Source organism: Pseudomonas sp. 91RF, assembly GCF_003576265.1.
Lineage (GTDB): Bacteria > Pseudomonadota > Gammaproteobacteria > Pseudomonadales > Pseudomonadaceae > Aquipseudomonas > Aquipseudomonas kribbensis.
Genome location: NZ_QWFC01000023.1, coordinates 201,852 through 221,479 on the forward strand (window position 1 = coordinate 201,852; position 19,628 = coordinate 221,479).

General features: G+C 61.6%; 16 protein-coding genes. 3 read left to right on the forward strand and 13 right to left on the reverse strand.

What is annotated here, in order from left to right; translation table 11 throughout:
• Positions 1 to 130: 130 nt before the first annotated feature.
• A complete protein-coding gene (gene creD / locus DXT77_RS10785; RefSeq protein WP_119427611.1) occupies positions 131 to 1,501 on the forward strand; it encodes a cell envelope integrity protein CreD in 1,371 nt (456 codons plus the stop codon).
• An 87-nt stretch (positions 1,502 to 1,588) separates the two neighbouring features.
• On the opposite strand, the gene DXT77_RS10790 is transcribed toward creD, so the two are convergent.
• The 8 genes from DXT77_RS10790 to DXT77_RS10825 all read right to left on the reverse strand — a co-directional run bounded on the left by DXT77_RS10790 (position 1,589) and on the right by DXT77_RS10825 (position 10,501).
• Complete coding sequence (locus DXT77_RS10790) at positions 1,589 to 2,218, reverse strand: glutathione S-transferase (protein WP_085709173.1); 630 nt, start codon at positions 2,216 to 2,218, stop codon at positions 1,589 to 1,591.
• A gap of 66 nt (positions 2,219 to 2,284) precedes the next feature.
• On the reverse strand, positions 2,285 to 2,464 hold the full coding sequence (locus DXT77_RS10795; RefSeq protein ID WP_119427612.1) for a hypothetical protein: 180 nt from the start codon (positions 2,462 to 2,464) through the stop codon (positions 2,285 to 2,287).
• Complete coding sequence (locus DXT77_RS10800) at positions 2,461 to 3,591, reverse strand: PepSY domain-containing protein (RefSeq protein WP_119427671.1); 1,131 nt, start codon at positions 3,589 to 3,591, stop codon at positions 2,461 to 2,463. Before DXT77_RS10800 ends, DXT77_RS10795 begins: the two co-directional genes overlap by 4 nt.
• A 74-nt stretch (positions 3,592 to 3,665) precedes the next feature.
• Positions 3,666 to 6,092 (reverse strand): TonB-dependent siderophore receptor, encoded by a 2,427-nt coding sequence (locus DXT77_RS10805; protein WP_119427613.1) that lies wholly within the window; start codon positions 6,090 to 6,092, stop codon positions 3,666 to 3,668.
• A gap of 166 nt (positions 6,093 to 6,258) precedes the next feature.
• Positions 6,259 to 7,230: a FecR family protein gene (locus DXT77_RS10810; protein ID WP_119427614.1), complete on the reverse strand. Its 972-nt coding sequence runs from the start codon at positions 7,228 to 7,230 to the stop codon at positions 6,259 to 6,261.
• On the reverse strand, positions 7,227 to 7,745 hold the full coding sequence (locus DXT77_RS10815; protein ID WP_085731669.1) for an RNA polymerase sigma factor: 519 nt from the start codon (positions 7,743 to 7,745) through the stop codon (positions 7,227 to 7,229). Before DXT77_RS10815 ends, DXT77_RS10810 begins: the two co-directional genes overlap by 4 nt.
• A 111-nt stretch (positions 7,746 to 7,856) precedes the next feature.
• A complete protein-coding gene (locus tag DXT77_RS10820) occupies positions 7,857 to 8,564 on the reverse strand; it encodes a PolC-type DNA polymerase III (protein ID WP_119427615.1) in 708 nt (235 codons plus the stop codon).
• Positions 8,561 to 10,501: a putative nucleotidyltransferase substrate binding domain-containing protein gene (locus DXT77_RS10825; RefSeq protein WP_119427616.1), complete on the reverse strand. Its 1,941-nt coding sequence runs from the start codon at positions 10,499 to 10,501 to the stop codon at positions 8,561 to 8,563. Before DXT77_RS10825 ends, DXT77_RS10820 begins: the two co-directional genes overlap by 4 nt.
• Positions 10,502 to 10,754: 253 nt before the next feature.
• Here DXT77_RS10825 and DXT77_RS10830 point away from each other — a divergent pair, with 253 nt between their 5' ends.
• The gene (locus DXT77_RS10830; protein ID WP_119427617.1) at positions 10,755 to 11,219 is read left to right on the forward strand and encodes a response regulator; all 465 of its coding nucleotides are present in this window, start codon (positions 10,755 to 10,757) and stop codon (positions 11,217 to 11,219) included.
• A 64-nt stretch (positions 11,220 to 11,283) separates the two neighbouring features.
• Here the strand turns inward: DXT77_RS10830 and DXT77_RS10835 are convergent, their stop codons facing one another.
• Positions 11,284 to 13,461: a malate synthase G gene (locus DXT77_RS10835; protein ID WP_085709182.1), complete on the reverse strand. Its 2,178-nt coding sequence runs from the start codon at positions 13,459 to 13,461 to the stop codon at positions 11,284 to 11,286.
• 476 nt (positions 13,462 to 13,937) lie between these two features.
• Here DXT77_RS10835 and DXT77_RS10840 point away from each other — a divergent pair, with 476 nt between their 5' ends.
• Positions 13,938 to 14,456: a glycine cleavage system protein R gene (locus DXT77_RS10840; RefSeq protein ID WP_119427618.1), complete on the forward strand. Its 519-nt coding sequence runs from the start codon at positions 13,938 to 13,940 to the stop codon at positions 14,454 to 14,456.
• 223 nt (positions 14,457 to 14,679) lie between these two features.
• Here the strand turns inward: DXT77_RS10840 and rarD are convergent, their stop codons facing one another.
• The 4 genes from rarD to DXT77_RS10860 all read right to left on the reverse strand — a co-directional run bounded on the left by rarD (position 14,680) and on the right by DXT77_RS10860 (position 19,589).
• A complete protein-coding gene (rarD, locus tag DXT77_RS10845; RefSeq protein WP_114885944.1) occupies positions 14,680 to 15,567 on the reverse strand; it encodes an EamA family transporter RarD in 888 nt (295 codons plus the stop codon).
• Between the two features lie 192 nt (positions 15,568 to 15,759).
• Positions 15,760 to 16,734 carry a serine/threonine protein kinase gene (locus DXT77_RS10850; RefSeq protein ID WP_119427619.1) on the reverse strand — a complete coding sequence of 325 codons (975 nt, stop codon included), beginning with the start codon at positions 16,732 to 16,734 and terminating at the stop codon, positions 15,760 to 15,762.
• A gap of 116 nt (positions 16,735 to 16,850) precedes the next feature.
• Complete coding sequence (locus tag DXT77_RS10855) at positions 16,851 to 18,752, reverse strand: PhoX family phosphatase (RefSeq protein ID WP_119427620.1); 1,902 nt, start codon at positions 18,750 to 18,752, stop codon at positions 16,851 to 16,853.
• Between the two features lie 72 nt (positions 18,753 to 18,824).
• The gene (locus DXT77_RS10860) at positions 18,825 to 19,589 is read right to left on the reverse strand and encodes a TOBE domain-containing protein (protein WP_119427621.1); all 765 of its coding nucleotides are present in this window, start codon (positions 19,587 to 19,589) and stop codon (positions 18,825 to 18,827) included.
• Positions 19,590 to 19,628 lie beyond the last annotated feature (39 nt).

Genomic DNA, 19,628 nt, shown 5'->3' on the forward strand with positions numbered 1-19,628 from the left:
GCGGGCAAGTTTGCTCGTTGCTCCTGGAAGACAGCTTTTTACAGGTATTTCCACGTAAAGCCCACACAACCTCCATAACAAAACCACACAGCACTTCCAGACTCGCCTCATTCAAACAAGGGGCGTGGCCATGAACAAAAACCTGACATTCAAACTGGGGGCGATTGCCCTGCTGATCCTGCTGTTACTGGTGCCACTGCTGATGATCGACGGCATCATCGACGATCGCCAGCAACGACGCGACGGTGTACTCGAAGACATCGCCCGCAGTTCAAGCTACAGCCAGCAGATCAGCGGGCCGGTGATGGTGGTGCCGTATCGCAAAGTGATACGCACCTGGAAGACCCGGGAAAAAAACGGCGAGCAATATCTGGAGCTCAGCGAAGAACGGGGTCGCCTGTACTTCCTGCCGGAGCGCTTCGAACTCGACGGCCAGGTGCAGACCGAGCTGCGTGCCCGGGGCATTTACGAGGCGCGGCTGTTCCATGCGGAAAACCGCATCAGCGGGCATTTCTCGCTGCCGGCGCAGTTGGGAATTACCGAGGACTTCACCGATTACCACTTCGATGCACCGTTTCTGGCGATCGGTATCAGCGACATTCGCGGGATCGAAAATGCCCTGAAACTGGAACTCGGTTCGCAACGCCTGGACTTCGTGCCCGGCACGCAAGTGGGCTGGCTTGGCGAAGGTGTTCGGGCGACGCTGCCGGCACTCGATACAACTCAGGCCACGGAACTGGCCTTCGGTTTCGATCTGCGTTTGCAGGGCACCGGCTCGTTGCAGGTGCTGCCGGTGGGCAAGACCAGCCGCGTGAATCTTTCCGCCAACTGGCCGCACCCAAGCTTCATCGGCAACTTCCTGCCGGCCAAACGAGAAGTCACCGATCAGGGCTTCACCGCCGATTGGCAGACCTCGTTTTTCTCCACCAACCTGCAAGAGGCCATGAACCGCTGCGCTTCGGGTAACGATTGCGAGGCGTTCAATGGGCGCAGTTTCGGGGTGAGTTTCATCGATCCGGTAGATCAGTACCTGAAGAGTGACCGGGCGATCAAATATGCGCTGTTGTTCATTGTCCTGACGTTCGCCGGTTTCTTCCTGTTCGAAGTGTTGAAAAGCCTGGCGGTGCACCCGGTGCAATACGCGTTGGTGGGGGTGGCGCTGGCGTTCTTCTACCTGTTGTTGCTGTCGCTGTCGGAACACATCGGGTTTGCCCTGGCGTATCTGCTGTCGGCCAGTGGTTGTGTGCTGTTGATCGGTTTTTATGTCTGCCATGTGTTGCGCAGTGTGCGTCACGGCCTGAGTTTTTCCGCGGGGCTGGCGGCGTTGTATGGCCTGCTCTTTGGCTTGCTGAGCGCCGAGGATTACGCGCTGCTGATGGGCTCGCTGTTGCTGTTCGGCCTGCTGGGTGTGTTCATGGTGCTGACCCGTAACCTGGACTGGTATGGCGTCGGGCAGAAACCGGCCAAGCCGCTGGAATTTGATCTCGGAGCGGTGCAATGAGCCGGTTCGTGGGGTTGCGTGAGGAACAGCGGGAGGCGGAGGTGTTGATGACGCTGATCTTTGCGTCACTGCCTCCCGCTCCGAGCTTCAAACCTTTGGCATGGTCGCAATCATCGACGGACGCTGGCTCACTTCAAAGAACCAGTTGGCCAGTTGCGGGTTGGCTTCACGCCAGCCCAGATCCGGGAAGCGCAGATCCAGATAACCCAAGGCGCAGGCCACGCTGATCGCGGCGACGTCGAAATGGCTGGTCAGTTCGGCGATGGCGTCGTGTTCCAGCAGCGCCAGGGTGCGGCGGATCTTGTCGCGCTGGGCCTCGAGCCACTCGTCCCAGTGCTTCTCCGGGGCGCGCAGCACTTGTTCGTAACGCACCATTACCGAGGCGTCCATGATCCCGTCGGCCATCGAGGCCAGGGTCAGGCGCCGCCAGCGGGCCGAGCCGTCGCGAGGGATCAGCGGGTTGCCGACGTGCTGGTGGTCGAGGTAATCGAGGATCACCCGGCTGTCATGGATGACGTTGCCGTCGGCCAGGCGCAGGGCCGGGATCTTGCCCAGCGGGTTGTCTTCGTTCAGCGCAGCGTTCGGACTGACCGGTGTCAGGACGCAGTCCTGCAGGGCGACGCGATCCTGCTGGCCGGTCTCGTGCAGCAGCACCATGACTTTGCGCACGAACGGGGACAGGGTGTTGTGGAACAGGGTCATGCTGGGAGCGGACATCGGCAGGGTCTCGGTCAAGGGCAATGAACGGGCAGCATAGCGCGTTGCCCGTCAGGCTCAAGCCAATCAGCGCTGTTGCAACAGACCGCGCAAGGCGAGGGCGGCCGGCACACCCAGACCGATCCAGCTCAAGCCATCCCAGATCCCGTCGCCCAGCAGTGCGGCAAACAGCCCCGCCGCACTGAGCAACGCGATCACCAGCGGTGTGCTGAAGACTTTCCAGAAGTTCGACTGACGCGGTTTCATGTCGAAGCCTCCGTTGTTTCCAGTACCGGCTTCGCCGCTTTACGTCGCACCACCCACAAGTACACGCCGCTGCCGAGGACGATGATGGTCAGCACGTCCAGCGTGGCCCAGAGGATTTTCATCGGCATGCCGCCGTAGTCGCCAAAGTGCAGCGGCTGCGACATGCCCATGGCGTCCATGTACCACGGCCGTTCAGCGACTGCCGTGACCTGCAGGGTGCTGGCGTCGATCAGCACTGGCGTCAGCAAGTGCGAAGTCAGGTGGGTGCCGCCCTTCATGAACACCGAGTAATGGTGCTCGCTGGAAAACCGCGTGCCGGGAAAGGCGATGAAGTCCGGTTTCATCCCCGGTGCGACTTCGCCGGCGATATCCAGCAGGCGGGTGGCCGGGGCGAGATGAGTCAGTGGCGGCGCATCGCGGTAGGGCGCGATCATGGCGTTGAGCGAATCGTTTCGCCAGGCCGCGATGATCAGATCGGCACAGGCGCTGATCACTCCGGTGACACCCACCACCAGCGCCCAGGTCAGGGTCACCACGCCGATCAGGTTGTGCAGGTCGAGCCAGCGCAGGCGGGTGGATTTGTCCCGGCGCACGGTGCCGAAGTCCAGGCGACGCATGAACGGCAGGTACAACACCGTTCCGGACACGATGGCGACCACGAACAACACGCCCATGAACGCCAGCAGCAACTTGCCCGGCAGACCGGCAAACATGTCGACGTGCAGGCGCAGGATGAACAGCATCAGGCCGCCATTGGCCGACGGTGTTTCCAGGGCTTCGCCGGTGCGCGCGTCGAGCATGAAGGTGTGCGAGGAGTTCGGCTCGGTGCCGGCGGTCTTCGCCATGATCGTCAGCACGGTGTTCGGCTCGTCGTCTTCGAAGCCGAAGTACTGCACGACTTCACCGGGGCGATGGGCCTCGGCGGCTTGCACCAGTTGCGCCAGATTCAGGTGCGGCGTGTCGGCCGGCATCTCGCGCACTACCGGAGCGTCACCGAGCAGATGCTCGATTTCGTGATGAAAGATCAGCGGCAGACCGGTCAGGGCCAGCAGCAGCAAAAACACGGTGCAGATCAGGCTGGTCCAGGTGTGAACGAACGACCAGCGACGGATTGTTTTACTTTTCATTTCATGACCTTCAAAAACACCAAAGCCGTCCACGAGGGACGGCCTGGTTGCAGGGCCTGTTTCAGCTCAAGCCATTACCACTTGTAGGTGGCGCTGGCGACGACGCTGCGCTGGTCGCCGTAGTAGCAGTAGAAGCTGTCGCAGGTGGAAATGTAGTCCTTGTCGAACAGGTTGGTGGCGTTGAGGGCCAGCGATGCACCCTTCAAGCTGTTGTCCAGGCGACCGAGGTCGTAATGCACGCTGGCATCGAACACGGTGTAGGCGTCAGCCTTGCCCAGCCAGGTGTTGGCCTTGTCGCCGTAGGTGTTACCGGTGTAGCGCACACCGCCGCCGATACCGAAGCCGTCCAGCACGCCGCTGTGCCAGGTGTAGTCGGTCCACAGCGAGGCTTGCTGGTTCGGCATCAGTTGCAGGCGGTTGCCCTTGTCGACGCCGTTCTGCACTTCGGACTTGGCCAGGGTGTAGGCGGCGATGACTTTCAGGTTGTCGGTGACGTCGGAGGTGGCCTCCAGCTCCAGGCCTTTGACTTTCACTTCACCGGTCTGGCTGGTGATCGATACGCCGTTGACGAAGGAGCTTACCGAGACGTTCTTCTGGGTCAGGTCATACACGGCGGCGGACAGCAGGGTCTTGCTGCCGGGCGGCTGGTATTTGATGCCCAATTCCCACTGCTTGCCTTCGGTCGGCTTGAGCGATTCCGTGGAGGAGGCGTCCGCACCACTGGTGGGCTGGAAGGATTCGGCGTAGGAAATGTACGGCACGAAACCCGAGTCAAACACGTAGCTCAGTGCCGCGTTGCCGCTGAAGGCCTTGTCACGGTCGGTGTTGGTCGCGTCGGCCTTGTTGATGAACTTCGTACCGGTGTGCACCCAGTCTTCACGACCGCCGAGGGTCAGGCGCCATTGGTCGAGGGCCATCTGATCCTGCACGTACAGGCCGGTCTGGTTGGTCTTCTGCTCATAGTCGTAGAAGGCGGTGGAGCGCGCCGGACGCACGATCGGCTGACCGTAGATCGGGTTGAGCACGTTGGTGGTCAGGCCGTCACCGAAGATCGAGGTGTAGTTGTTGTTGCTGCGCTGGTGATCCAGACCCAGCAGCAGGGTGTGGCGGATGTCACCGGTGGCAAAGTCGGCCTGGAAGTTGTTGTCCACGGCGAACTGGCTGATGTCCTCATTGACACTGGTGCTGGTGCGGCCGACGTTGCCGGCGTTGTCCACCTGAGTGTACGGGTACGAGCCCGGGGTCAGGCTCTGGAACGATAGCTCCGACTTGGTGTAGCGCAGATTCTGCTTGAACTGCCACACATCGTTCAGGCGATGTTCGAAGGCGTAACCGAGCGCGTAGTAGGTGCGGTCGTAGTATTCCCAGTCCGGATCGCCGAGGTTCTTGTGATGGGAAACCTTGCCGAACGGCATGTCGATCTTGGTGCCCTGCACCGGCAGGAACTGGCTGGTGATGCCGGTATCGTCGCGGGTGAACTGGGTCAGCAGGGTGAATCTGGTGTCGTCGTCGATGTTCCAGGTCAGGCTCGGCGCGATGTTGTAGCGCTTGTTGTCGACGTGATCGACCTGCGTGCCGCTGTCACGAACCACGCCGCTGAGACCGTAGAGGAACTGTCCGGCGTCGTCGATCTTGCCGGTGCTGGAGAAGTTGATCTGACGGTGGTTGTCGCTGCCGTACTGCAACTGGATTTCGCTGCTCTGCACATCGCTCGGGCGACGGCTGACCATGTCCAGCAAGCCGCCCGGCGGGGTCTGGCCGTAAACCGACGAGGCCGGCCCGCGCAGCAGGGCGAGGCGGTCGAGGTTCCAGGTTTCCTGTTTCGGGTTGGCGTACACGCCTTTTGGCAGCGGCAGGCCATCGAGGAACTGGGTCGGTTCGAAGCCACGCACGCGCAGCCAGTCGGCGCGGGTGTCGCTGCCGTAGCTGCTGGCGGTGATACCCGGCATGTAGCGCACGGCGTCATCGAGGCTGTGCACGCTGCGGTCGTCCATCTGCTGGCGGGTGGCGACGGAGATAGAGCGCGGCGCTTCGACCAGTGCGGTGTCGGTCTTGGTGCCAGCGGCGGTGCGGGTGGCGGTGTAGCCTTCGACCGGGCCCCAGGCGCTTTCAGTGTTTTCCACACCGATCACCGAAGTTTCCGGCAGGGCCATCACACCTTCAGGCACGGCGACCAGGGTGTAAGTGCCGGTGCTGCTCTGCTCCAGTTGCAGGCCGGTGCCACGCAGGGCAGCGCTCAGTGCACCTGCCGCGTCATATTGGCCGTTGACCGGCGCCGAGGTTTTGCCGGCTGCCAGCGACGGATTCAGCGACAGCGTGAGGCCGCCCTGGCTGGCAATCTGGTTCAGGGTGGTGGACAGCGGCGCGGCCGGCAGGTTGTAGGCGCGTACGCTCGACGCCTGTTCAGCGGCGATCAACTGGCTGCTGGCCAGCGGGGTGCAGAGGGCAATGGCGACCGCCAGCAAACTGGGGCGCAACAAGGTGTCTAGCGAACGGGACATACGGCGGCTCCTGAATGGAAATATTTCTCAATTGCCTGTGTGCCGGACGAGATTCGAAAAGTGATAGGGCTGGATGAAAATAATTTCGATTAACGGACGGCATGGCGGCTGAAGTCAGCTGAAAGTCCGTTTTCATTAGGGGAAGGCGAGCAGGCAACGCGCTGTGTCAGGGCTTCGGATCAGCCTTGGCCACAGTGACCCACCACGGCGTGTGCTGCTCGATCTGCACCGGCAGGGTCGGGAGCAGGGCGCTCAATGCTTTGTCGGTATCGTGCAGCGGGAAGCTGCCGGTAATGCGCAGGTCAGCGACTTCCGGCGCAATGCCCAGATGACCGCGACGATAGCGGCCAAGCTCATGCACCAGGTCTTCCAGACGGGCGTTGTCCACCACCAGCATGCCGCGGGTCCAGGCATCGGCGCCGGGGTTGAGCGCCACCACCGCATCCAGACCGTTATTGCGGATCAGCACTTGCTGGCCTTCACGCAGGATCTGTTCCTGCGGATCGGATTGCGGGTGTGCCGCGACCGCCGATTGCAATACGCTCAGGCGCGTGCCCTGTTCTTCGCGCTTGACCAGAAACCGTGTACCCAGCGCACGCATGCGGCCTTCGCGGGTTTCGACGATGAACGGTCGTGCATCGCCATGACCGGTCTCGATGAGGATTTCGCCTTCCTGCAACACCACCAGGCGCTGTTTTTCATCGAACCGCACATCCATGGCGCTGTGGGTGTTGAGATTGACCACGGTGCCGTCTGCCAGCCGCACGGTGCGTTGTTCACCGGTAGCGGTGCGCTGGTCGGCGAGCCAGTAATCCAGCGGCAGATAGTGTTCTGCGGCAAACAGCGAAAGGCCGATCACCGCGACAACACTGGCCAGACCACTGCCAAGCTTGCGCACACGCCGGCGAATGCCTTCGCGCGATTGCAGCAGCGCGGCGCGGGCCGGACCGCTGGCCACGCTGAAACGCTGGTCGAGCATGCCCAGCTGGCGCCAGGCCCGGGCGTGTTCTTCGTTGGCGGCGTGCCATTTGGCGAACTCTTCGCGCTCCAGTGGCGTGCTCGAATCGAGGGTCAATTGCCAGGCAATTGCCGCGTCCAGCACATGGGCCGGCACCGGTCTGGAACTGGCGGGGTTCATGTCGGCTCACCGTACAGGGCGATGTAGCACTGGCGGATACCCTGGGCCAGATACTGGCGCACGCGCGGCACTGACACGCCGAGCTTGTCGGCGATCTCGGCATGGGTCAGGCCATCGAGACGGTTATAGAGGAAAGCGGCGCGGGCCTTGGTCGACAACTGGCCGAGCAGGCGGTCGATGGCCTTGAGGTCTTCGAGTATCAGTTGCTGCTCTTCAACCGATGGCTGCTCGCCTTCGGGGATCAGCATCAGTTCGGCGAGATAGGCCTGCTCCAGTGCGGCACGACGGAAGTAGTCGAACAGCAGGCCTTTGGCGATCGCCACCAGAAAGGCCCGGGGCTCGCGGGGCGTCAGCAGTTCCTCGCGACCGAGCAGGCGCACGAAGGTGTCCTGGCTCAGGTCTTCGGCGCGCTGCGGACAAGCCACGTTGCGCCGCAGCCAGGCCAGCAGCCAGCCGCGATGGTCGCGATACAACGCACCGACGAGCTCACTGTGAGGGCTTTGGGCTGACGACACGAAGGCACCGACTGGGAAATGTTAACCAACGAGAATTGTTCGCGATTGTGGCAGAGGTGGGAATGGTTAGCAATTGGCCACCGGTCGGGTTGTCGGGCGACAACCCGGGGGTCAGAACGAGTGCGTCTGCTGACGGCGCTTCCACTGGCTCAGGCGTTGCTGCAGATTCAATGGGCTGTGAATCTGTTGTTGTCGTGCCCGGCTGAACAGAATCAACGCCAGCTCCGCCGTGGCCAGTGCGTCGGCGCTGGCGTGATGACGCTCGAACACTTCGAGCTTGAACCAGTTGATCCACTCATCCAGACCCGCCTCGCGAATGTGCGCCTGCGGGCAAACCAGCGGTGCAATGTCGGCGACATCGAGAAACACCTGCTGCAACTTGTGGCCCAGATGTTCCTTCACCGCCCGGCCCAACATGTGTTGATCGAACGGCGCGTGGAATGCCAGCACCGGACTGTCGCCAATAAACTCCAGCAGTTCGAGCAATGCTTCGGCTGGCTCGCTACCGGCGGCAATCGCATTCGGCCCCAAGCCATGGATCAACACGCTGGGGCCGAGTTTGAGTTCACGACATTGCAGCGTGCGCTCGAACTGCTGGCTGAAATCGATGGCGCCGTCCTCGATCACCACCGCGCCAATCGACAGCACCCGATCCTTGTTCAGGTTGAGCCCGGTGGTTTCCAGATCCAGCACGACCCAGCGCTGTTCACGCAGGCTGCACTCGCTCAGTTCGAGGACCGCGGGCAGTTGCGCCAGGCGTTGTCGCAAATCGTCCGGCAGAACGGGGCTGGCCGGACGCAGCCAGGAGAACAGGCTCATAGCTGATACCGCAGGGTCAGGCTGCTTTGCAGGCGTTGGGCCTGGCGCAGGGATTCACGCAGGATGCGCCGGTCCAGATGATTGAGGCTGTCCGGATCGACCCGGTTGGAGTACGGCAGGTTTTCCCGGGTCTGCAGTTGATGCTGCTGCATGCGCGTCTGCTGGATGAAGTGGTAGGCCTCTTCGTACGCGGCGCCATCCAGCCGCTCGATGACTTCTTTATCCACAAGCTGGCGGAAGCGTTCGAGGGTGTTGTTGGCGTCGATCCCATTGGCCAGTGCCAGCAGGCGTGCGCCATCGACAAACGGCGTCAGGCCCTGGATCTTCAGATCCAGCGTGGCTTTCTCGCCGTTCTTTTTCGTCAGCACAAATTCACGGAAACGTCCCACTGGCGGACGGTTGCGCAGGGCGTTCTCGGCCATCATGCGCTGGAACAACCGATTGTCGCCGACCTGATCAAGAATCCCCCGGCGCAATTGCTCACAGCCCTGCTCGTCGCCCCAGACCACCCGCAGATCGAAATAGATGCTGGAGCCCAGCAGGTTCTCCGGCGTTGCCTCGCGGATGAACGCGGCAAAGCGCCGGGCCCATTCTGCACGGGACAAACACAGCTGCGGATTGCCGGCCATGACGTTGCCCTTGCACAGGGTGAAGCCGCATTGCGCCAGGCTGTTATTGATCTGCTGGGCGATGGGCAGCAACTTGCCGCGAATCTCCGCCGCATGGGCCGCATCCCGGGCCTCGAACAGAATGCCGTTGTCCTGATCGGTGTGCAGGGTCTGCTCGCGTCGGCCTTCGCTGCCGAAACACAGCCAACTGAACGGCACACCGGGGTCGCCTTTCTCGGCGAGGGTCAGCTCGATCACCCGGCACACGGTGTGATCGTTGAGCAGGGTGATGATGTGAGTGATCTGTGTCGAAGAGGCACCGTGAGCGAGCATGCGCTCCACCAGCTGGCCGATCTCGCCGCGCAGGGTCACCAGTTGTTCAACCCGCTGGGCGCTGCGGATGGTCCGCGCCAGGTGCACCAGATCGACCCGCTGCAGCGAAAACAGATCGCGCTCTGAAACCACGCCACACAATCGCTGATCCTTGACCAGGCAGACGTGGGCGATATGCCGTTCGGTCATGGCGATTGCCGCGTCGAAGGCGCTGTGATCCGGCGACAGATAGAACGGCGAGGGCGTCATGTGGCGTTCAATGGGTTCGTTGAAATCGCCGACACCCTCCGCCACCACATGCCGAAGGTCACGCAGGGTGAAAATCCCCAGCGGTGCCTTGTGTTCATCCACCGCGACGATGCTGCCGACCTGTTGTTCGTGCATCAGCTTCACCGCTTCGCGCAGTGGGGTGGAGGGGCTGCAGGTGACTGGATGGCGCATGGCCAATTCGCCGAGGCGGGTGTTCAGCGAATACTGGGTGCCGAGGGTTTCCACGGCTTTCTGCTGGACCTGCTGGTTGACCTGGTCGAGCAGGCTGCTCACCCCGCGCAGGGCGAAATCGCGGAAAGTATTGGAGAGGGCGAACAGCTTGATGAACGCCGGTTTGTTTAGTTGCAGGCAGAAGGTTTCTTCGCCGGCGAGGTGTTCGGTGCGGGTCGCCCGCTCGCCGAGCAGCGCGGCGAGGGGAAAACACTCGCCGGTGGTGATTTCAAACGTGGTTTCGGTGCCGCCCTTGGCCGTATGCGGACGCTCGCCGACCACCCGGCCCTGCTTGACGATATAGAAGTGTTCGACCGGCCCGTCGGCGGGCTTGATGATGCTTTCGCCCTGACCGTAAAAACGCAGTTGGCATTGTTCCACCAGATAGGCGAGGTGGGCGTGTTCCATCTGATTGAAAGGGGGGAAGCGCTGAAGGAATTGCAATGTGCCCTGAATGTTCTGCAACACCGCGGTTTTCCCTGCCTGGGTGAAGGCGTCCGCTTTACTCATAACCATTACCGCAGTCTTTTTCGAATTGTTGTTATCGGATCGTTGCAGCCATGGTCGGCTCCCCGGCGCGGAGTGCCCATTGGACGTAAGTCTAGGTTTTCACGACCGTCGGGCGGTTTCGGACATACCCTACAGAAATACTCGGAATTTCCTCGGTTCGCCTATTGGAAAAATTTCCGACGAAGTGCACATTGAAGCTCTGCCCTGCGATGTCTGACCACTGTGCCAGAGGATCGATTTCGAGAATGTAGAGAACGCCATGTCCGACCACGATATTTTGAGCGACGCCGAACAGGAGGCGCTGCGGGAGCTGATGTTCGAGCCCGAATTGCCTCCTCAGCGGGTTTTGATCGTCGATGACGACAAGGACGCTCGAGAACTGTTGGCGGATATTCTCGGTTTGGACGGCATTGACTGCGTAACGGCCGCCAGCGGCGAAGAAGCGCTGAGGATGTTGATGCCCGATACGGATAACCGGCGACGGATCGGGCTGGTGATCACTGACCTGCGCATGGGAAATGTGGGAGGGCTGGAACTGATCCGGCGGGTGCGGGAATCTGAACGCGCCGCACTGCCGATCATCATTGTCTCCGGCGATGCATCGGTGAAGGATGCCATCGCGGCAATGCACCTCAGCGTGGTGGATTTTCTGCTCAAGCCGATTGATACGGCGAAGTTGCTGGGGCTGGTCAAACATGAATTGGGGATCGAGCCTTGGGTATAGCGGCCCAAACAAAAAAGCCCTGATCGAAAGATCAGGGCTTTTTCATGTCCGGCATCAGCGCAGGTTACAGGCCGTTGGCAGCCTTGAACTCGCGACGACGACGGTGCAGGACCGGCTCGGTGTAGCCGTTCGGCTGTTTGGTGCCTTCGATCACCAGTTCGACCGCCGCCTGGAAGGCGATGTTGCTGTCGAAGTTCGGGGCCAGCGGACGGTACAACGGGTCGTTGGCGTTCTGACGGTCCACCACCGGCGCCATGCGCTTGAGGCTTTCCATCACTTGCGCTTCGGTCACGATGCCGTGGCGCAGCCAGTTGGCGATGTGCTGGCTGGAGATACGCAGCGTTGCACGGTCTTCCATCAGGCCGACGTCGTTGATGTCCGGCACTTTCGAGCAACCCACGCCCTGGTCGATCCAGCGCACCACGTAACCGAGAATGCCCTGGGCGTTGTTGTCCAGTTCGTTCTTGATCTGCTCCGGCGTCCAGTTCGGGTTGACCGCCAGCGGGATGGTCAGGATGTCATCGACCGAAGCACGCGCACGTTTGGCCAGCTCGGCCTGACGGGCGAACACATCGACCTTGTGGTAGTGCAGCGCGTGCAGCGCAGCAGCGGTCGGCGATGGAACCCAGGCAGTGTTGGCACCGGCCAGCGGGTGAGCGATTTTCTGTTCGAGCATCGCTGCCATCAGGTCGGGCATCGCCCACATGCCTTTACCGATTTGCGCACGACCTTGCAGGCCGGTGCTCAGACCGATATCGACGTTCCAGTTCTCGTAGGCGCCGATCCACTTCTCGGCCTTCATGTCGGCCTTGCGCACCATCGGGCCGGCTTCCATGGAGGTGTGGATTTCGTCGCCGGTGCGGTCGAGGAAGCCGGTGTTGATGAACACCACGCGCTCGCTGGCCGCCTGGATGCAGGCCTTGAGGTTGACCGTGGTACGGCGTTCCTCGTCCATGATCCCGACTTTCAGAGTGTTGCGCTTGAGGCCCAGCACGTCTTCGATGCGACCGAACAGCTCGTTGGTGAACGCCGCTTCTTCCGGGCCGTGCATCTTCGGTTTAACGATGTAGACGGAACCGGTACGGGTGTTCTTGCGCGAGGTGTTGCCGCTCAGGTTGTGCATCGCCGCCAGGCAAGTGACCAGACCGTCGAGGATGCCTTCCGGCACTTCGTTGCCATGCTTGTCGAGGATCGCGTCGATGGTCATCAGGTGACCGACGTTTCGCACGAACAGCAGCGAGCGGCCGTGCAGGGTCAGTTCGCTGCCATCAACCTTGGTGTAGGTGCGATCCGGGTTCATGGTGCGGGTGAAGGTCTGGCCACCCTTGGAAACGGATTCCGCCAGGTCGCCTTTCATCAGGCCCAGCCAGTTGCGGTAGATCACCACCTTGTCGTCGGCATCGACGGCGGCCACGGAGTCTTCACAGTCCATGATGGTGGTCAGCGCGGCTTCCATCAGGATGTCTTTGACGCCGGCGGCGTCGGTCTGGCCGACCGGGGTGCTGGCGTCGATCTGGATTTCGAAATGCAGGCCATTGTTCTTCAACAGAATCGCGATTGGCGCATTGGCGTCGCCCTGGAAGCCGATCAGCTGTGCATCGTTGCGCAGGCCGCTGTTGCTGCCGCCCTTGAGGGTGACGACCAGTTTGCCGTCAGCAATCTTGTAACCGGTGGAATCGACGTGGGAGCCGGCGGCCAGAGGCGCCGCTTCGTCGAGGAAGGCACGGGCGAAGGCGATGACTTTGTCGCCGCGTACTTTGTTGTAGCCTTTGCCTTTTTCCGCGCCGCCGGCTTCGCTGATGGCGTCGGTGCCATACAGGGCGTCGTACAGCGAACCCCAGCGGGCGTTCGAGGCGTTGAGGGCGAAGCGGGCGTTCATCACCGGAACCACGAGTTGCGGGCCGGCGGTACGGGCGATTTCGTCATCGACGTTTTGCGTCGTTGCCTGGAAATCAGCCGCTTCTGGCAGCAGATAACCGATCTCTTGCAGGAAGGCTTTGTAGGCCACGGCGTCGTGGGGCTGACCGGCACGGGTCTGGTGCCAGCCATCGATACGGGCCTGGAAGTCATCGCGTTTGGCGAGTAGGGCTTTGTTCTTCGGCGCCAGGTCGTGAATGACCTTGTCGGCACCTTCCCAGAATTTGTCGGCGGTGAGGCCGGTACCGGGAATGGCTTCGTTGTTCACGAAGTCGAACAGGACTTTGGCGACCTGCAGGCCACCGACTTGAACGTGTTCAGTCATTGCTTGCCTCACTCTGCTCAGCTATTTCGCTTTTCAGCTCTTCAATTTAACAATGAAGCCTCTGGCCATTTAAACCACAAACCCCTCGACCAGTACATGCCATCGCTGGCGGCTGGGCTGGGACCAATCAACGGCTTGGGGGCCTTGCTGACGGGGCTTTCAGGGTTGCGAACGTGCCTTGGGCAGACATCGATCCAACGTTATGTAGTGCGCGCTGCGGCATACTACATGATGACTTGCGGTTGTGAAAATCAGACTAATTACGTCGTTCTGCGACCCCATGACGCATTGCGGTCACGGCGCGGAACGGGATGTTCTCAAAAAACCAATGGATTGTTCCAGCTAAATATCAAAAGTTGTACACATAAATGCTATGTGTCTGCTATGGCCCCTCGTTTGCCGTCATCACGGCAGTGCCGGCCGGCTTGCCTATACTTGCTTTTCTATAACAAAAGTCATGACAAGAGGGCTGCGCCATGGATCACCTCGTACTCACCGTCTTCGCGCCGGACAAGCCCGGGCAGGTCGAGCGCATCGCCCAATGCATCGCCGAACACGGCGGCAACTGGCTGGAAAGCCGCATGTCACGGATGGCCGGGCAGTTCGCCGGGATCCTGCGGGTCGGCGTGCCGGCGGAGGCTTACGACGAATTAGTCGATGCCCTACAAGCACTGTCATCGCAGGGCATTCGCGTGCTGGTGGCCGAAAGCAGTATTGAACAGGCCTGCACCTGGAAACCGATTGCCATGGAACTGGTGGGCAATGATCGTCCGGGAATCGTGCGCGATATCACCCGATTGCTGAGCGAACAGGGCGTCAACCTCGAACGGCTGGTGACCGAGGTGCGCCCGGCACCGATGAGCAGCGAGCCACTGTTTCACGCCGAGGCGATTCTGGCGGTACCGCTGACTCTTTCACTGGACGTGCTGCAATCGCGCCTGGAAACCTTGGCCGACGACTTGATGGTGGAGTTGGTGCTGCGCACCGACTTGTGAGGACGGATCGGGTTATCCAGTTTAAACGTGCACCTGCCTGTGGATAACCTGTAGAGTCCGCCTTCCAGGCCACGTCCGCCGTGGCTTTGCATGGGTTGATCAAAAAACCGCCAGCATTCAGTGACTTGCGCACAAACGGCGGGGATCACGCTGTGGATAACCTTGGGAAGGAACGATACAGGCCACGAGAACCGTGGCCTGTGGAGGTTTGTGCGTTTTTTGATCAGCTGCGCCGACGCAGACTTATCCACGCATCGACGCTGTACACCGCCAGACCGGCCCAGATAAACATGAAAGCGATCAGCGTGCTGGACGACAAATGCTCGCCGAACAGCAGCACGGCTTGCAGCAGCACCAGGGTCGGCGCCAGGTATTGCAGGAAACCGAGTGTGGTGTAAGGCAGGTGTCGTGCAGCCGCGTTGAAGCACACCAGCGGCACCAGCGTCACCGGACCGGCCGCCACCAGCCACCAGGCTTCGGAGGTGGTCCAGAAGGCGGCCTGTGCACTGGTGGCGGTCGGATTGAACAGCAGCCATGCAAGGGCGATCGGCACCAGCATCCAGGTTTCCACCACCAGCCCCGGCAATGCCTTGACCGGCGCCTGCTTGCGGATCAGCCCGTAGAAGCCGAAGGTCAGTGCCAGCACCAGCGACACCCACGGCAGACTGCCCACCTGCCACACCTGCTGCGCAACGCCGACTGCCGCCAGACCAACCGCCAGCCACTGCATGCGGCGCAGGCGTTCGCCGAGGATCAGCATGCCCAGCAGCACGTTCACCAGCGGGTTGATGTAGTAACCGAGGCTCGCTTCCAGCATCCGCCCGTTGTTCACCGACCAGACGTAGGTCAGCCAGTTGGCCGCGATCAAGGTGCCGCTCAGCGCAAGAATCGCCAGGCGTTTCGGGTTGTCGCGCAGTTCCTGCCACCAGCCCGGATGCTTCCAGACCAGCAACAACAGCCCGCCGAACAGCGCCGACCACAGCACCCGGTGGATGATGATTTCCACCGCCGGGACTTCGGCGATGGCTTTGAAGTAGAGCGGGAACAGTCCCCAGATGATGTAGGCACTCAGGCCCAGAATGTACCCGCGACGCGGGTTGGCGGCTTGCATGCAGAGTCCTTGCTTAGGCAGCTAACAAAGCAGCGATTGTAAGGAGATTCATCGATCAATGAGTCGCAAAATTGCGAACAGAAAGACAAATGTGGGAGCGAGCCTGCTCGCGATGGCAATGGTCCATTCAGCATCAATGCTGAATGTCGGTCCGCTATCGCGAGCAGGCTCGCTCCCACAGACGTTTTGAAGTCAGAAGAGTTTCAAGGGTTCTTCATTGAGAGCCGACAGTTGCTCACGCAACGCCAGCACCTGATCGCCCCAATACCGTTCGCTGCCGAACCACGGAAAACTGCGAGGGAACGCCGGATCGTCCCAGCGTCGCGCGAGCCAGGCGCTGTAGTGCATCAGGCGCAGCGCGCGCAGCGGTTCGATCAGGGCCAGCTCCCGCGGGTCGAAATCGTGGAATTCGTTGTAGCCGTCCATCAACTCCGACAGTTGTCCCAGACAATCCTGACGATCGCCGGCGAGCATCATCCAGATGTCCTGCACCGCCGGGCCCATGCGGCAGTCGTCGAGGTCGACGATGTGGAACATCTCGTCGCGGCACATCATGTTGCCGGGGTGGCAGTCGCCGTGCATGCGGATGTTCTGGTGCGGCGTGGCGGCGTAGGCGTCTTCCACACGTTTGAGCAGGTCGCGGGCGACGGACTCGTAGGCCGGCAGCAGGCTTTTCGGAATGAAGTTGCCTTCCAGCAGAGTGTTCAGCGAGGCATGGCCGAAGTTCTGCACGGCCAGCGCTTCGCGGTGTTCGAATGGTTTGGTTTCGCCAACCGCGTGCATGCGCCCGAGCAACTGGCCGAGGCGATACAACTGATCGAGATTGCCCGGCTCCGGCGCCCGGCCACCGCGACGGGGAAACAGGGTGAAACGGAAACCGGCGTGTTCGTGCAGGGTCTGGCCGTTGTGGACCAGTGGCGCCACCACCGGGATCTCGACGTCGGCCAGTTCGAAGGTGAACTGGTGTTCTTCGAGAATCGCTTCGTTGGTCCAGCGCTGCGGGCGATAGAACTTGGCGATCAGCGGTTCGGAGTCTTCGATGCCGACCTGATAGACGCGGTTTTCGTAACTGTTGAGCGCCAGGATGCGCGCGTCACTCAGAAAACCGATGCTTTCGACGGCATCGAGCACGAGGTCTGGGGTGAGGGTTTCAAACGGGTGGGCCATGCTGACTCCTGCGCGCGGCAGGCTGCCGCGTCCGGCCCAGCATGGTAGCGCAGACGGGCTGTCTTGAGTGGGATCGTTCCCGTGCAGGGCACGGGAACGATCAGCGCGTTGCGGCATCAGGCGCCGACGATCCCGCCATCCTCACGGGTAATCGCCATCACCGAAGAGCGCGGCTTGCCGTTTGGCAAATGCTCGGGGAAGGTCGAACCGCCGTTCTCGCCCGGATGCTGGATCCCGACAAACAGGGTTTTCTGGTCTGGCGAGAAGCTGATCCCGGTGACTTCGCAACCGATCGGCCCGACCATGAACCGGCGAATCTCGCCCGTCTTGGGATCGGCGCAGAGCATCTGGTTGTTGCCCATCCCGGCAAAGTCCCCGGCGTTGCTCGAATCACCGTCGGTGAGAATCCACAGTCGGCCAGCCTTGTCGAAACCGAGGCCGTCCGGGCTGTTGAACATGTTCTGCGGGGTGATGTTGGACGAGCCGCCCTTAGGCGTCCCGGCGTGTACGCTCGGGTTGCCGGCCACCACGAACAGATCCCAGCCGAAAGTCTTCGAACCGTGATCGTCGCGGTCGGTACGCCAGCGCAGAATCTGCCCGTAGACGTTCTTCTCGCGCGGATTCGGCCCGCCCACCGGTTGCCCGTCTTCTCCGCGCTTGGCGTTGTTGGTCAGGGTGCAATAGACCTGGCCGTCTTTCGGGCTGACCACGATCCATTCCGGGCGGTCCATGCGCGTGGCGCCGACGACGCTGGCCGCCAGACGCGCGTGGATCAGCACTTCAGCCTGATCGGCAAAACCGCTGCTGGCGTCGATGCCGTTCTTGCCGTGGGTCAGTTCGATCCACTGGCCCTGGCCTTTCGGGTGATCGGGGTTGCCGTCGCCGGCGTCGAACTTCGCCACGTACAGGGTGCCGTGATCGAGGATGTCGCGGTTGGCTTTGGCGTTGCGGTGATTGATGCGGTCGCGGCTGACGAACTTGTAGATGAACTCGCCGCGTTCGTCGTCGCCCATGTACACCACGGCGCGACCGTCGTCGGTCTCGGCCAGGGCGGCGTTTTCATGTTTGAAGCGACCGAGGGCGGTGCGTTTGACCGGCGTCGATTGCGGGTCGAACGGGTCGATTTCCACCACCCAGCCGTGACGGTTCAGTTCGTTCGGGTTCTTCGCCATGTCGAAGCGCGGATCGAACGGATGCCAGTTGATCTCGCGGCTGGCGGCTGTCACGCCGTAGCGCTTCTGCGCCGGGTCGAATTGCTGCTGGGCGTTGCTGCTGCCGAAGCAGTCGGTGAAGTTTTCTTCGCAGGTCAGGTAAGTGCCCCACGGCGTCTTGCCGTTAGCGCAGTTCTGGAAGGTGCCGAGAACTTTCTTGCCGTGCTTGTCGGCGCTGGTTTTCATCAGCTCATGGCCGGCCGCCGGGCCGCTGATACGCAGCGGCGAGTTGCCGTGGATGCGGCGGTTGTAGCGCGAGCCCTGGACGAACTGCCACTGGCCGTTCTTGCGTGCCATTTCGATCACCGACACACCTTCGCAGGCCAGTGCCTTGCGCACGTCTTCCGCCGACTGCGGCAGGCCGCCGTGGGGGTAGAGGTAGCGGTAGTTGGTGTATTCGTTGTTGATCGCCATCAGCGCCCGATTTTTGTCGTCCGGGAAGGCGAACAGGCTCATGCCGTCGTTGTTGTCGCCGAACTGCACTTCCTGTGCAGCCGCGGTGCCGTTGCCGCTCGGGTCGAAGGCCGGACCGTTCTTGTGCAGGGGCTGACCCCAGCTGATCAGCACCGACGACTTGTAGCCCTTGGGCAGGCTGATGACGTCGGTGGTGGCAGCCGGAATGCTGTCGAAGCCGAGCAGGCGGCTGTTGCCGGCGCTGACACCGGTGGCCAGGGCGCTGCGGCTCAACAGGCTGCCACCGAGGAACATCGCCGCGCCGCACAGTGCGCCGGCACCGATGAAACCGCGACGGCTCATGCCGACCATTTTTTCCAGGTCAGTGGATTGGTTTTCTTCTAATAGGCTCACATCAGGCTCCCTGCTTGGTTTTGGCAGCCACCTTAATGAGAGGCGATGAAGCTTTTGTTGCAGGGATCCGAACTAGAGCGGTGTGCCGATCAGCACATTGGACGGTGAGAACTGCACTTGTACCGGCTGGTCGACGGTCAGTTTATGGGTGCGCAGGTGCAGCGGCTCAGCCAGGGCGCAGAGTGTCTGGCCATTGGGCAGGGCGATGCGCACTTCGCTGGGGCCGTCTTCGGCGTCGAGAATCGCTTCGAGGGTACCTTCGAGAAGATTGTGACCAGATGTTGCAGCTTGCCCGTTGCCCAGCAATTCAAGCCAGCCAGCCTTGATCAATGCCACCACTTCGGTGCCCGATTGCAGCTCCAGATGCACGGTGCTGTCGTGGGTGATCTGCGCGTCGATGCACAGGCCTTCGGCCAGTTCGAGACGGATCAGGTCATTGCGGCCCTGGTGCTCGATGCCGACAACTTTGCCGTGCAGTTGATTGCGGGCGCTGGTCCTGAGCATCAAGCGGCCCAGCAGATCCAGATCGCTGGCGTCTTCGGCGGCTTCCAGCACCTGCGCCTGCAAGGCTTGCAGCTTTTGATAAAGACGCAGCACCCGTTCGCCTTCGCTGGACAGTTTCGCGCCACCGCCGCCCTTGCCGCCGACAGCCCGTTCGACCAACGGTTTCTGCGCCAGATTATTCAGCTCATCGATGGCATCCCACGCCGCCTTGTAACTCAGGCCCGCGCTTTTCGCGGCGCGGGTGATCGAGCCCTGTTCGGCGATGTGTTGCAGCAGGGCGATGCGCTGCGGGCGGCGGACGATGTGCTGGGACAACAGGGAAGGCAAGGACATGTCGGGTGCTTTGTGCTGGGTTGATGGAGGAGGAAGTTG

Bases quoted from the DNA above. Each gene is read 5' to 3' on its own strand.
- creD (WP_119427611.1), top strand. From the start codon at position 131: ATGAACAAAAACCTGACATTCAAACTGGGGGCGATTGCCCTGCTGATC.
- DXT77_RS10790 (WP_085709173.1), bottom strand. From the start codon at position 2,218: ATGTCCGCTCCCAGCATGACCCTGTTCCACAACACCCTGTCCCCGTTC.
- DXT77_RS10795 (WP_119427612.1), bottom strand. From the start codon at position 2,464: ATGAAACCGCGTCAGTCGAACTTCTGGAAAGTCTTCAGCACACCGCTG.
- DXT77_RS10800 (WP_119427671.1), bottom strand. From the start codon at position 3,591: ATGAAAAGTAAAACAATCCGTCGCTGGTCGTTCGTTCACACCTGGACC.
- DXT77_RS10805 (WP_119427613.1), bottom strand. From the start codon at position 6,092: ATGTCCCGTTCGCTAGACACCTTGTTGCGCCCCAGTTTGCTGGCGGTC.
- DXT77_RS10810 (WP_119427614.1), bottom strand. From the start codon at position 7,230: ATGAACCCCGCCAGTTCCAGACCGGTGCCGGCCCATGTGCTGGACGCG.
- DXT77_RS10820 (WP_119427615.1), bottom strand. From the start codon at position 8,564: ATGAGCCTGTTCTCCTGGCTGCGTCCGGCCAGCCCCGTTCTGCCGGAC.
- DXT77_RS10825 (WP_119427616.1), bottom strand. From the start codon at position 10,501: ATGGTTATGAGTAAAGCGGACGCCTTCACCCAGGCAGGGAAAACCGCG.
- DXT77_RS10830 (WP_119427617.1), top strand. From the start codon at position 10,755: ATGTCCGACCACGATATTTTGAGCGACGCCGAACAGGAGGCGCTGCGG.
- DXT77_RS10835 (WP_085709182.1), bottom strand. From the start codon at position 13,461: ATGACTGAACACGTTCAAGTCGGTGGCCTGCAGGTCGCCAAAGTCCTG.
- DXT77_RS10840 (WP_119427618.1), top strand. From the start codon at position 13,938: ATGGATCACCTCGTACTCACCGTCTTCGCGCCGGACAAGCCCGGGCAG.
- rarD (WP_114885944.1), bottom strand. From the start codon at position 15,567: ATGCAAGCCGCCAACCCGCGTCGCGGGTACATTCTGGGCCTGAGTGCC.
- DXT77_RS10850 (WP_119427619.1), bottom strand. From the start codon at position 16,734: ATGGCCCACCCGTTTGAAACCCTCACCCCAGACCTCGTGCTCGATGCC.
- DXT77_RS10860 (WP_119427621.1), bottom strand. From the start codon at position 19,589: ATGTCCTTGCCTTCCCTGTTGTCCCAGCACATCGTCCGCCGCCCGCAG.